This window comes from Stutzerimonas tarimensis (genome assembly GCF_042648805.1).
Classification (GTDB): Bacteria; Pseudomonadota; Gammaproteobacteria; order Pseudomonadales; family Pseudomonadaceae; genus Azomonas; species Azomonas tarimensis.
In genome coordinates this window covers 486,010-498,582 of the sequence record NZ_JBHRXZ010000022.1, presented here as the reverse complement: position 1 = coordinate 498,582, position 12,573 = coordinate 486,010, and the positions used below count along the sequence as shown (strand labels likewise).

Annotated in this window: 11 protein-coding genes; 5 read left to right on the top strand and 6 right to left on the bottom strand. The window is 61.9% G+C overall.

Going from position 1 to position 12,573, the window contains the following annotated elements; all coding sequences use genetic code 11:
* Nucleotides 1-55 precede the first annotated feature (55 nt).
* Nucleotides 56-703 carry a peptide-methionine (S)-S-oxide reductase MsrA gene (msrA, locus tag ACFOMF_RS11510; protein ID WP_386364920.1) on the top strand — a complete coding sequence of 216 codons (648 nt, stop codon included), beginning with the start codon at nucleotides 56-58 and terminating at the stop codon, nucleotides 701-703.
* A gap of 41 nt (nucleotides 704-744) precedes the next feature.
* On the opposite strand, the gene ACFOMF_RS11505 is transcribed toward msrA, so the two are convergent.
* Nucleotides 745-1,260, bottom strand: a complete 516-nt coding sequence (locus ACFOMF_RS11505; RefSeq protein WP_386364918.1) for a hypothetical protein — start codon at nucleotides 1,258-1,260, stop codon at nucleotides 745-747.
* Nucleotides 1,261-1,442: 182 nt separating this feature from the next.
* Nucleotides 1,443-1,976, bottom strand: coding sequence for a glycine cleavage system protein R (locus tag ACFOMF_RS11500; protein WP_386364916.1), 534 nt, complete (start codon nucleotides 1,974-1,976; stop codon nucleotides 1,443-1,445).
* A gap of 274 nt (nucleotides 1,977-2,250) precedes the next feature.
* Between ACFOMF_RS11500 and ACFOMF_RS11495 the strand changes: the two genes are divergently transcribed.
* The 3 genes from ACFOMF_RS11495 (at nucleotide 2,251) to ACFOMF_RS11485 (ending at nucleotide 7,267) form a co-directional block, all read left to right on the top strand.
* Nucleotides 2,251-4,428 carry a malate synthase G gene (locus ACFOMF_RS11495; protein WP_386364914.1) on the top strand — a complete coding sequence of 726 codons (2,178 nt, stop codon included), beginning with the start codon at nucleotides 2,251-2,253 and terminating at the stop codon, nucleotides 4,426-4,428.
* A 197-nt stretch (nucleotides 4,429-4,625) separates the two neighbouring features.
* Nucleotides 4,626-6,563 (top strand): putative nucleotidyltransferase substrate binding domain-containing protein, encoded by a 1,938-nt coding sequence (locus ACFOMF_RS11490; RefSeq protein ID WP_386364912.1) that lies wholly within the window; start codon nucleotides 4,626-4,628, stop codon nucleotides 6,561-6,563.
* Nucleotides 6,560-7,267, top strand: coding sequence for a 3'-5' exonuclease (locus ACFOMF_RS11485; protein WP_386364910.1), 708 nt, complete (start codon nucleotides 6,560-6,562; stop codon nucleotides 7,265-7,267). Before ACFOMF_RS11490 ends, ACFOMF_RS11485 begins: the two co-directional genes overlap by 4 nt.
* Nucleotides 7,268-7,512: 245 nt before the next feature.
* Here ACFOMF_RS11485 and ACFOMF_RS11480 read toward each other — a convergent pair whose 3' ends face one another.
* The 4 genes from ACFOMF_RS11480 to rloA2 form a co-directional block, all read right to left on the bottom strand.
* Nucleotides 7,513-8,031: a hypothetical protein gene (locus tag ACFOMF_RS11480; RefSeq protein WP_386364908.1), complete on the bottom strand. Its 519-nt coding sequence runs from the start codon at nucleotides 8,029-8,031 to the stop codon at nucleotides 7,513-7,515.
* 101 nt (nucleotides 8,032-8,132) lie between these two features.
* Nucleotides 8,133-9,902: a sodium:solute symporter family protein gene (locus tag ACFOMF_RS11475; protein WP_386364906.1), complete on the bottom strand. Its 1,770-nt coding sequence runs from the start codon at nucleotides 9,900-9,902 to the stop codon at nucleotides 8,133-8,135.
* Between the two features lie 6 nt (nucleotides 9,903-9,908).
* Nucleotides 9,909-10,169: a DUF4212 domain-containing protein gene (locus ACFOMF_RS11470; protein WP_386364903.1), complete on the bottom strand. Its 261-nt coding sequence runs from the start codon at nucleotides 10,167-10,169 to the stop codon at nucleotides 9,909-9,911.
* Between the two features lie 767 nt (nucleotides 10,170-10,936).
* A complete protein-coding gene (gene rloA2 / locus ACFOMF_RS11465) occupies nucleotides 10,937-11,473 on the bottom strand; it encodes a retropepsin-like aspartic peptidase RloA2 (RefSeq protein WP_386364901.1) in 537 nt (178 codons plus the stop codon).
* Between the two features lie 129 nt (nucleotides 11,474-11,602).
* Here rloA2 and ACFOMF_RS11460 point away from each other — a divergent pair, with 129 nt between their 5' ends.
* On the top strand, nucleotides 11,603-12,502 hold the full coding sequence (locus tag ACFOMF_RS11460; protein ID WP_386364899.1) for an acyltransferase: 900 nt from the start codon (nucleotides 11,603-11,605) through the stop codon (nucleotides 12,500-12,502).
* Nucleotides 12,503-12,573: the final 71 nt, after the last annotated feature.

The following is a 12,573-nucleotide window of genomic DNA, read 5'->3' as shown; positions in this document are numbered from 1 at the left end:
GCCTACTCGAAACTGCTCCAGGCTTCTGTCACCGCAACCTGATCCCGAGGTCCCCATGGTTCTCCGTTCACAGATTCTCGTTCACAAGCAGTCGTTGCCCACGCCCGAGCAGGCACTGCCGGGGCGGGAGACGCCGATGGCGGTTCCCGAGCGCCATTACCTCAACGGCAATCCTCTGCAACCGCCATTCCCGGCAGGCCTGCAGCAGGCGATCTTTGCCCTGGGCTGCTTCTGGGGTGCCGAGCGACGCTTCTGGGAACAGCCAGGCGTCTGGACCACCGCGGTCGGCTATGCCGGTGGCCACACACCCAACCCCACCTATGACGAAGTCTGCTCCGGGCTCACCGGGCACACCGAGGCGGTGCTCGTGGTGTTCGATCCGCAACAGATCAGTTACGAGACGCTGCTGAAGGTATTCTGGGAAGCGCACAACCCGACCCAGGGCATGCGCCAGGGCAACGACATCGGAACTCAGTACCGTTCGGCAGTCTATTGGCTCGACGAGACGCAACGCGAGCAGGCCGAAAACAGCCGGCTCCGCTTTCAGCAGGCGCTGGATGGAGAAGGTCTTGGAGAGATCACCACGGAAGTCGCCGAAGCGCCGCGGTTCTACTATGCCGAGGCCTATCACCAGCAATACCTGGTGAAAAACCCGGGGGGTTACTGCGGACTGGGTGGCACCGGCGTCTGCCTGCCAGCTTAGAAGGCACAACGCGGTGCCAGGTGGCACCGCGTTGCCTCAGGTCAGAAGTTGTAGCCCAGACCCACGCTGTAGAAGAACATGCCATCGTCATAGCGGTCACGCGCATCGCTGCCGCTGCGGAACAGGAACTGGTATTCCACCAGACCCTGGATGAATACGTTATCCATGACCCAGTGCTTGACACCCAGCTCCGGCCCGGCCGCCATGGTGTTGCGTACGCCCTCGCCATAGATGGCACCAAGGCTCACACCCACTACCGGGCGAGTGTTACCCGTGCCGAAGTGATAGGAGTAGAAGAACCGGGTCGAACCGTCGAACTTGACGCTCTCGCCGCTCTGGTCACGTGCGTTGATGGTTTGACGAACACCCCACATGTTGGCGTCGTCCATGTAGGTACCCCAGCTGCCCTGCAGGGCCATGGTGGTATCGTTGAAGTCGTGGTCGCTGCTACCCGAACCGCTCAGGGTAATCTCCTGCTGGCCAGCCACGGGAACGGCAAGCGCAACGGCAGGGCACAGGGCGGCGAGGAGTAGGGAAGATTTGAACAGCTTGTTCATGGACTATGCCTCTTGTCGCTGAAGGGAAACGCAAAATCACAATGCGTGTTTCAAGGGACAAGAGAGCCTCCAAGCTGTTCACACTTTTTTCATGAATGTTGCCTATCTAATTGATGAACAAGCGCAACAGCAAAAAAGTGCCATCATTATTGCCGCTCGGTTTTCGCAATAATGACAGGCAGTTACGGCGCTCCGCGGTATTCCGAGGGCTGCAGCTGCAGTTCGACCATCAGGTCGTCGGCCAGCGTTTCCAGATGCGTCTGCAGCTCCCCCAGAGAGACTTCTGAAGGCACCGCCAGCCTGGCCCTGGCATGAAACAACGGCTCGCCCGACATGGGTGCGGGCAGGACGTCGGTGTCCAGGCTTTCGAGGTTGACCCGGTGCTCGGCCAACAGCCGCGTAATCTCGCGAATGATGCCCGGACGGTCATTGCCGACCAGCTCCAGCAGGATCGCCTGGGCCTGGGCGGGCGTACTCGGCCCGGCGCCGGCCAGCAGGACGCGGATGCCCTGTTGCTCCAGCTCCTTGAGGCCGTCGATCAGTCCAGGCTGACGATCCGGCATGACACCGATGCGCAGGATGCCGGCGAACTGCCCAGCCATATGGGCCATGCGACTATCGAGCCAGTTGCCGCCGTGTTCGGTGATGCACTTGGCGATGCGTTCGACCAGGCCCGGCTGGTCTTCGGCGATTACGGTCACTACCAGATGGTCCATGCTGTACTCCCGGAATTCAACGTTTCAGGTATAGCTCAGATCTCCTGACGGCGCCGGGCAGAGGGGCTTCGACCATCGGATGAGGACCAAAGGCGGCTCCTGTTTTTCCGACACTGTTCATGTAGTATTCCCCGCCGAGCACTACAAAAAGCGCTCCGCACCGCCCTTGGGGCGACCGTGACGGCAAGCTGCCTGCCTGCTTCATGGTGGATGCGGAACCTTCCGGGGCTGGCCGCCAGGCCTGCCACAAGTCGAAGCACAAGTGAGGCAATAGATGACTGAGCGCGTTCAAGTCGGTGGCCTGCAGGTCGCCAAAGTCCTGTTCGACTTCGTGAACAACGAAGCCATACCCGGCACCGGCCTGACCGCCGACGCCTTCTGGGCCGGCGCAGCAGCGGTGATCCATGATCTCGCCCCGAAGAACCGCGCACTGCTGGCCAAGCGGGACGACATCCAGGCGCAGATCGATGCCTGGCACCAGGCGCGCGCCAGCCAGGCTCACGACCCGGTCGCCTACAAGGCCTTCCTGCAGGACATCGGATACCTGCTGCCGGAACCGGAAGACTTCAGCGCCACCACGGAGAACGTCGACGAGGAAATCGCGCGCATGGCCGGCCCACAGCTGGTGGTGCCGGTGATGAACGCCCGCTTCGCCCTGAACGCCGCCAACGCCCGCTGGGGTTCCCTTTATGACGCGCTCTACGGCACCGACGCCATCCCCGAAGAAGGCGGCGCACAGAAGGGCCCGGGCTACAACGAAGTACGCGGCGCCAAGGTCATTGCCTATGGCCGCGACTTCCTCGATCAGGCCGCTGCACTGGAAGGCGCGTCGCACAAGGACGCTGCCGGCTACCGCGTCGAAGACGGCAAGCTGGTCGTGGCACTGACCAGCGGCCCCATCACCGGCCTGCAGAACCCGGCGCAGTTCGTCGGCTTCCAGGGCGACGCCGGTGCACCCAGGGCGGTGCTGCTCAAGCACAACGGCCTGCACTTCGAAATCCAGATCGACCGCAGCAACATGATCGGCCAGACCGATGCGGCCGGGGTCAAGGACATCCTGATGGAAGCCGCGTTGACCACCATCATGGATTGCGAGGATTCCATCGCCGCCGTGGACGCCGACGACAAGGTCGTGGTCTACAAGAACTGGCTGGGCCTGATGAAAGGCGACCTGTCCGAACAGGTCAGCAAGGGTGGCAGCAGCTTTACCCGGACCATGAACCCGGACCGCGAGTACACCGCGGCTGACGGCGGCGGCCTGACCCTGCACGGTCGCTCGCTGCTGTTCGTACGCAACGTCGGTCACCTGATGACCAACGACGCCATCATCGACAAGGATGGCAATGAGGTGCCGGAAGGCATCATGGACGGCCTGTGCACCAGCCTGGTCGCGATGCACAACCTCAACGGCAACAGCAGCCGCAAGAACAGCCGCACCGGCTCGGTGTACATCGTCAAGCCAAAGATGCACGGCCCTGAAGAAGTCGCTTTCACCAACGAACTGTTCGGCCGCGTCGAAGAGGCGCTCGGCCTGCCGCGCAACACCCTGAAGGTCGGCATCATGGACGAGGAGCGCCGCACCACGGTCAACCTCAAGGCTTGCATCAAGGCCGCCCGCGAGCGCGTGGTGTTCATCAACACCGGCTTCCTCGACCGCACCGGCGACGAGCTGCACACCTCCATGGAAGCCGGCCCGATGATCCGCAAGGGCGAGATGAAGAACGCCGCCTGGATCAAGGCCTACGAAAACTGGAACGTCGATAACGGCCTGGCTTGCGGCCTGCAGGGTCGCGCGCAGATCGGCAAGGGCATGTGGGCCATGCCGGACCTGATGGCAGCGATGCTCGAGCAGAAGATCGGTCACCCCATGGCCGGCGCCAACACCGCCTGGGTCCCCTCGCCCACCGCTGCTGCGCTGCATGCCCTGCACTACCATCAGGTCGACGTGTTCGCCCGTCAGCAGGAACTGGCCAAGCGCGAACGTGCCTCGCTGGACGACATCCTCAGCATCCCGCTGGCCGCCGATAGCAACTGGTCGGCAGGCGAGATCCAGCAAGAGCTGGACAACAACGCCCAGGGCATCCTCGGCTATGTGGTGCGCTGGATCGACCAGGGCGTCGGCTGCTCCAAGGTGCCTGACATCAACGACATCGGCTTGATGGAAGACCGCGCTACCCTGCGCATCTCCAGCCAGCACATCGCCAACTGGCTGCGCCATGGCATCTGCTCCAGGGAGCAGGTGATGGAAACACTCCAGCGCATGGCTGCCGTGGTGGACCGCCAGAACGACGGCGACCCGCTGTATCGTCCGATGGCGCCGAACTTCGACGACAGCGTGGCCTTCCAGGCCGCCGTGGAACTCGTGGTCGAGGGCACCAGGCAGCCCAACGGCTACACCGAGCCGGTCCTGCACCGCCGCCGCCGCGAAGCCAAGGCCAAGTACGGCTGCTGAGTTCGCCAAGGCCTGCATGAGGGCCGCCCCGGTAAACCGGGGCGGCCCTTTTCGTTTGCAAGGTACTCCGACCGTCGCCTTGACGCTCATGGCGCCCGGCTTTTCAGCTTGTCGTCGCCCCCATCTAGACTTACGTCGAATGGGCGCTATCTCCCAGCCCGGAGACCATTGGCCACTAACCATAAGGAAGGCGAGCCATGAGCAAAGCCAACGCTTTCGCCGAGGCCGGAAAGACTGCGGTCCTGCAGAACATTCACGGCACCATGGATTTCTTGCAGAAGTATCCGCCCTTCAATCAGATGGAGAAGACCCAGCTCGCCTTCCTGGTAGAGAATTGCCAGCTCCGCTTCTATGCCCAGGGTGACTGCATCGTGTCTCCCGAGGACGGCCCGGTAGAACACTTCTACATCGTCAAGCAGGGACGGGTGCATGGGCAGCGCCCGCATTCCAGCAAGCGCGGCACGGAAACCACCTTTGAAGTCATTGTTGGCGAATGCTTTCCGATGGCCGCCCTGATGGGCGAGCGCGCCACGCGGACCGCGCACCTGGCCGCCGAAGACACCTTCTGCCTGGCGCTGAACAAGACAGCCTTCGTCAAGCTGGTATCGATTTCCAGCGCCTTCCGCGAATTTGCCATCCGCGGCGTCAGCAGCCTGCTCGACCTGGTCAACCAGCAGGCGCAGATGCGCGCCGTGGAAAGCCTCGGCGAACAGTATTCGCTCGAGACCAAGATCGGCGAGCTCGCGCTTCATCACCCGGTCTCCTGTTCGCCCGAGTTGCCGCTGGCCACCGCCATCGGCCTGATGCACGAGCAAAACGTGGGCAGCATCGTCATCGTCGTGGAAGACGACCATCCGCGGGGCATCTTCACCCTGCGCGACCTGCGCAGGGTCATCGGCACCGGTGTCACCGACCTGACCACGCCGATCAGCGAGTTCATGACCCGCGAGCCTTTCTGGCTACCACCAGACGCCACCGCCTTCGACGCCGCCATCGCCATGACCGAGCGTCATATCGCCCATGTCTGCGTGGTGGCCAATGGGCGATTGAGCGGCGTCATTTCCGAGCGTGACCTGTTCTCCCTGCAGCGGGTCGACCTCGTCCATCTGGCGCAGACCATACGCCATGCCGAACGGGTCGACGCGCTGGTGACGCTACGGACGAGGATTCGGCAACTGGTGGACAACATGCTGGCCCACGGCGCGTCGTCCACCCAGATCACCCACATCGTGACGGTACTCAACGATCACACCGTGTACCGAGTGATCGAGCTGGCCATCCGGGACATGGGTGATCCCGGCGTGCCTTTTACCTGGCTGTGCTTTGGCAGCGAGGGCCGTAGCGAGCAGACACTGTTTACCGATCAGGACAACGGCATTCTCTTCGAGGCCAGGGATGGCGCCGAAGCCGCCGCCATCCGAGGCCGTCTGCTACCGCTGGCCGAGCGTATCAACCGGGACCTGGATACCTGCGGCTTCTCGCTGTGCAAGGGTAACGTCATGGCCAGCAACCCCGAGCTGTGCCTGTCCCGCCGCGAGTGGTCCCGGCGCTTTCGCTCGATGGTCGAGGAGACCACGCCGGAGAATCTGCTGGGGAGCAACATATACTTCGACCTGCGCCCGATCTGGGGACCGCCCGAGGGCTGCGAGCAATTGCGCCAGGAAATTCTCGAGAACGTCGAGACCACCAGTATCTTCCAGCGCCTGATGGCGGAGAATGCCCTGCGCAACCGCCCACCCGTAGGCCGCTTCCGTGACTTCGTGGTTTCGCGCAAGGGTAACGACAAGGCCGCCACCCTGGATCTCAAGGTTCAGGGCCTGACGCCCTTCGTCGACGGTGCCCGGGTGCTTTCGCTGGCCAACGGCATCGAGGCGACCAACACCCTCGATCGCCTGCGCCAGCTGTCCGCTGCCGGCGTCATCGGCGCCAAGGACGGCTCAGCCTATGAAGAGGCCTATCAGTTCATCCAGCAGACCCGCATGCAGCATCACCAGCAACAGGCGCGCGATGGTCAGCCCTTCTCCAATCGCCTGGATCCGGATACGCTCAACGTGCTCGATCGGCGCATCCTGCGCGAATCCTTTCGCCAGGCCCAGCGCCTCCAGGCCAGCCTGGCCCTGCGCTATCAACTATGAACATGTCCTGGTTCAGCCCACGCGGTCCCAAGCTCACGCCCGAGCAGCAGCAACGCGTCGCCGAGCTGCCACGGCCCGACCGGTTGGACACGGCCAAGCTGCGCGACCGACGGCTGGTGGTCCTCGACCTCGAAACCACTGGCCTGCACCTCAAGCGTGACCTGGTCATATCAATCGGCGCCGTCACCATCGAAGACGGCGCAATCGATTTCTCCCAGCAGTTCGAGTGCACCCTGTGCCGCCAGGTCAAGTTCACCGAGAGCGTGCTGATCCACGGCATCGCACCGAGCGCACTGGCAGACGGCCTGCCACCTGCGGAGGCGCTGCTCAGCTTCATGGAATTCGCCGGCGACTGCGTCTTTCTTGCCTTCCATTCGCCGTTCGATCAGCGCATGCTGGCCCGCGCCCTGAAGAGCGAATTGGGCTACAACCTCGAACACAGCTTTCTCGACGTCGCCGACCTGGCACCGATGCTGTTCCCGGAAGCCCTGATTCATCGGGGCGGCCTGGATCACTGGCTCGATCATTTCAAGATCCACATACCGCAACGCCATAACGCCTCCGCAGATGCAATGGCCACCGCGGAAATCGCCCTGATCCTGATGAATCGAGCCCAGCGCATGGGGCTGGATCGGGTAGACGAAATGGCTCAGCGACTCAGATGCTGGCAACGCGCCCGCAAGGCCTCTCTCAGCTCGATCTGAGTACATTCGGTCTCGGCAGTACACAGGCCAGGCCTTGGCAACTGCGGGAACGGACACCTCACCTCAACGGCAGGCGCCTGAACCCGCCGCCCTATTGCAGGAGCCCTATCCTGGGCTCTGCCTTGCACTGTCTGCCTCAAGTCCACCTGCACCCACGCCAAACACCGACCGCCACGCTTCGGGCGAGGCTCGCACCTGGTCCAACAACTGGGCCACCGGAGAAGCGGCCCGCGTGGGTCCGCTAGCTAGCGATCAGTAAGACAAAGGGCCTGATAAAGCGGGTCGTTCTCGTCCAGCTCGGTCAAGGTGCTGAACCGTGCCTGGCCTTCCTCGTTGAGCCTGAACATGGCCTTCTCGTCGCAGAGCAGCTGATAGGGGCTGCTGGTAACCGTCGAGATCAGGTGCTGCTTTTCGAAACGGTAGAGGACAAACCGGGCCATACGGCCATTCTCGGTATCAGTGATTTGCGCATTCGCACCGTCGAGCACCGTGTAGGCCATGGGCATGGGAAGCGCCATGGTCCATGGACGCCAGAGCATCTCGCCCTCCTCGCTTGAAACCACCATGGAGTCTGCCGGTAGGCGCGCTTGCTTGGTTTCAAACCAAGTGTATTCGTAGTGGATCGTATAGAAGAGCATCCCCAGGCCGGCAAAGGCCGGGATGATCCATTTTGGCAGGCGTTTGCGCGTCAGGGAGCGCAGTATCAGCGCAATACCTGCCCCCGCAAGCGCGGCGCAGAACGCGGCAATCAGGTGCCAGATCATATTCGACTTCCTTAAAAAAATCGGGCTTCCAAATGGAAGCCCGATTTTTGTCTCAACCGTCGGGCCAGATTTCTGGATCTGGCTTCAGGCCATATTATCGCTTAGTGATCAAGCGCGATACCAGCACCTTTCGGGGTACGTACGCTTTCGACCAGGTCTTGGATCTCCTGCGGCGGAGCCTCGGTAGCCATCGATACGGCGTAAGCCACGGCGAAGTTCAGCATTGCACCCACGGCACCGAAGGCCTGCGGGGAGATACCGAACATCCAGTTGTCAGGCGTGTTGACGAGAGTCGCAGTGCCCGGAATGAAGAACCAGCCGAGATACAGGAAGATGTACACGGCGGTGCTCACCACACCAACCAGCATTCCCGCGACCGCACCCTTGCTGTTCACGCGCTTGGAGAAGATCCCCATCATCAGCGCCGGGAACAGGCTCGCTGCGGCAAGACCGAACGCCAGTGCCACCACCTGGGCCGCGAAGCCCGGCGGATTCAGACCCAGATAGGTAGCGAGAATGATTGCAGCCGTCATGGACAGACGCGCCGCCAGCATCTCGTTTTTCTCGCTGATCTTCGGATTGATGAGGGTCTTGATCAGGTCATGACTGATGGCCGAGGAGATGGCCAGCAGAAGGCCGGCAGCCGTGGACAGCGCCGCCGCGATGGCACCGGCCGCGATCAGACCGATGACCCAGGACGGCAGGTTGGCGATTTCCGGGTTGGCCAGCACGATGATGTCGTTATTGACGGTCAGCTCGTTGCCGTTCCAGCCACGTTCCTGCGCAGTGGGGGCGAAGGCGGCGTTGGCGTCGTTGTACATCTGGATACGACCATCGCCGTTCTTGTCTTCCCAGGAGATCAGACCGGTCTCTTCCCAGGTCTGGATCCAGCCCGGACGCTCGTCGTACAGCAGCGCTTCGGCCTGGGTGCCTTCCGGATAGATGGTAGTCACCAGGTTCAGGCGAGCCATGGAGGCAACGGCCGGAGCGGTCAGGTACAGCATGGCGATGAAGACCAAGGTCCAGCCAGCCGACCAGCGAGCGTCAGCCACTTTCGGTACGGTGAAGAAGCGAATGATGACGTGCGGAAGGCCGGCGGTACCGATCATCAGCGACAGGGTGAACAGGAACATGTTCAGCTTGTTGTCGACATCGGCAGTGTACTCGGCGAAGCCCAGGTCACGCACGACGGTATCCAGCCTTTCCAGCAGCGGCATACCGGATTCGACGTGGGTGCCGAACATGCCGAACATCGGGATCGGATTGCCAGTCAGTTGCATGGCGATGAACACCGCCGGAATGGTGTAGGCAATGATCAGTACGATGTACTGCGCCACCTGGGTGTATGTGATGCCCTTCATGCCGCCGAATACCGCATAGGCGAACACGATCGCGGCAGCGATCCAGATACCGGCGGAGTTGCTCACTTCGAGGAAGCGGGAGAAGGCCACGCCGGCACCGGACATCTGGCCGATCACGTAGGTCACGGAGATGAGGATCAGACAGATCACCGCAACCAGGCGCGCACCACGGCTGTAGAAACGGTCACCGATGAAATCCGGCACGGTGAACTTGCCGAACTTGCGGAGGTAGGGCGCCAGCAGCATGGCCAGCAGCACGTAGCCGCCAGTCCAGCCCATCAGGTAGACCGAGGTGCCATAGCCACCGGCCGCGATGATACCCGCCATGGAAATGAAGGACGCTGCGGACATCCAGTCCGCCGCCGTAGCCATACCGTTGGTTACCGGGTGCACGCCCCCACCGGCTACGTAGAACTCCTTGGTCGATCCAGCTCGGGCCCAGACCGCGATCCCGATATAGAGCACGAAGGAGGCGCCCACGAACAACATGTTGATCCAATACTGACTCATGCTGGCTTACTCCTCGACCCCGAATTCCTTGTCCAGTTTGTTCAGCCGCCACGCATAGTGGAAGATGATCGCAATGAACGTGATGATGGAACCCTGTTGAGCGAACCAGAACCCCAGATCTGTTCCGCCTACCGGTATACCGGATAGCAACGGGCGCAAGAGGATGCCAAAGCCATATGAGACAAGAGCCCAGACCACCAGGCTCCATGTTATGAGACGAACATTCGCCTTCCAGTACGCAGCAGCATTGTTCTTATCGTCGGCCATCGCCGTTCTCCGCCTTTATTGTAATTGCGAGTGAAGGAAACCCACACATTGAATGTAACAAAGATCTCAAGCCAAATGAAAGCCCCGACTTTAGTCTGACGGAGGCCCTAAGACGCGTCTGAGCCGTTGAAGAACGGCCTTACGCCATCAACCTTGTTGACTATTCCTTGGAGGCTTCAAGGCCATTCAGCGAATGTATTCAGAGGTCGCAGCGCCCGGGATTAGCGGCGAGGGACCGACTCACTCACCCAACGGTCAATAATTGACCAGCCAGCCGAGCGTAAGCCGCCGGCTGGCATAGAATGGATTTTCCGCGAGTAGTTATTGATATGACAGGCCATCGATTTATGGATATCAATGTAAACTTCATGACAAATAGTGCACCCTGATAAAGCAACCCTGAACAATTAATAACGATTGGACAACTTCTTCACGGATAATCATCGCCACGATAATTACATGAATGACCCTTCGTTAAAATTTGATGATCAGAGAGATGAGACTACCCACGACCGAATATGCCTTTCAGGACTAATTCCACCTGCAGGCATTGGCGGGAGTATTCCCGGTCGCAGAGGTCAGCAATGCCGCCAGGATCAGCGAGACATCTCAGGCGAGGGAAAAGCGAATGCTTCATCGGGTACGACCCGAGCGCGCCTTGCTGACGCAGACACCGCAGACGACAAGCCAGCCAAGAGAATGGCGAAGAGCGATTTTCAGCAAGCTCCCGGCCGGCCAGCATGGGCAGGGTGGCGGCCGGGGTCCGTTCAGCAGTCGGGCCGGCCGGCGGTATACTTCTGCGTGGAATAGACCGCGGCGTCCAGCTGGCGCAGCGCGGTAGCGCCGACCAGCAGCGGATAGGTGAAGCGTGAGCGATCGGTGAGGTTGACTTCGGTCTCGATCAGGCGGTCGCCAATGCACAGCTCCATCTCGATCACCGGACGCTCAGCCATGTCCGCGCCACGCTCGATGTCGGTGTCATCCTCGGGGTCGCTGCGCTCCTCGGCGCGGGTCTTGATCTGGCTGATGCGCACCATGGGCTGCTCGTAGAGGGTGTCGTCCATTCCCTCGATGGCCAGGCGAAAGCGCACCCAGTCTTCCCCGTCGCGCTCGAAGCGTTCGATGTCGCGTGCCGACAGCGAGGCCGTCATGGCGCCAGTGTCCATCTTGGCCTTCAGGGTCTTGCCCAGCTGGTCCAGGCGGATGTTCTCGTAGCGCCCATACAGGTGCGGTTGGGTTTGCGCGACCGTGGTGGTCGCGACGGCCAGGCTCAAGAGCCCCAGCAAAGCGGACGTACGTAGCAAGACAGCCTCCTCGAATGCAATTGGCTGCCCATGCGACCGGCGGCAGGCCGCGGCGGTTCGATTCGGGTTGCGGACGGCGGCTGCAAAAGTGTTGCTATTATGTGCGGCCGTGTCGTTCCCGGAGGTTCCATGCGCCGCCTGGCCACAGGACTCGCCGTCTTGCTGCTGCTGTCGCTCAATACGTTGATCCTGGTCTGCCCTCTGCTGGTGCTGGGACTGCTCAAGCTCCTGCCCTGGCCGCCCCTGCGGCGGCGCTGCAGCGAGGCGGTGACGCATGTCGCGGAAACCTGGGCCGCCATTGGTCAACGCATCTTCGCCTGGCTGACGCCTACCCGCTGGGAGATACGCGGCAGTGTCGAGCTGCGCTCCGATCGGGGCTATCTGCTGGTCTGCAATCACCAGTCCTGGGTCGACATCCCGGCGCTGATCGAGGCGTTCAACCGCCAGATCCCGTTCTTTCGCTTCTTCCTCAAACAGGAACTGGTATGGGTACCCTTCCTTGGCCCGGCCTTCTGGGCGCTGGATTACCCTTTCATGAAGCGGCACTCCAAGAGGGTACTCGAGCGCAATCCGCACCTGCGCGGGGCCGACCTCGCAGCGGCCCGGCGCGCCTGCCAGAAATTTCGCGACCATCCGGTCACAGTGGTCAACTATCTCGAAGGGACCCGCTTCACGCCGGCCAAGCATCAGCAGCAGGCCTCGCCATACCGCCACCTGCTCAAGCCCAAGGCCGGTGGCGTGGCCTATGTGCTGGCCACCCTCGGTGACCAGCTCGACGCCATTCTGGACGTGACCCTGGTGTACCCCGAGGGCCGGATCCCCGGGTTCTGGGCGCTGCTCAGTGGCCAGGTTTCGCATGTGGTCATCGATGTGCGTCAGCGCAAGCTGGATCCGTCGCTCTGGCAGGGCGACTACGGCAACGACCCGGCCTTTCGCGCACGCATGCAGGAGTGGGTGAGCCAGTTGTGGCATGAGAAGGACGAGCGGATCGCGGCCATCCTCGCCGAGCAGCGCAAAACCTCGCCCTGACGCCGACGGCCGGCCGCGGGGGCGTGGCAGGCCTGCTAAACTTCGCGGCCATCTCCCGCCGAAGACTCTGC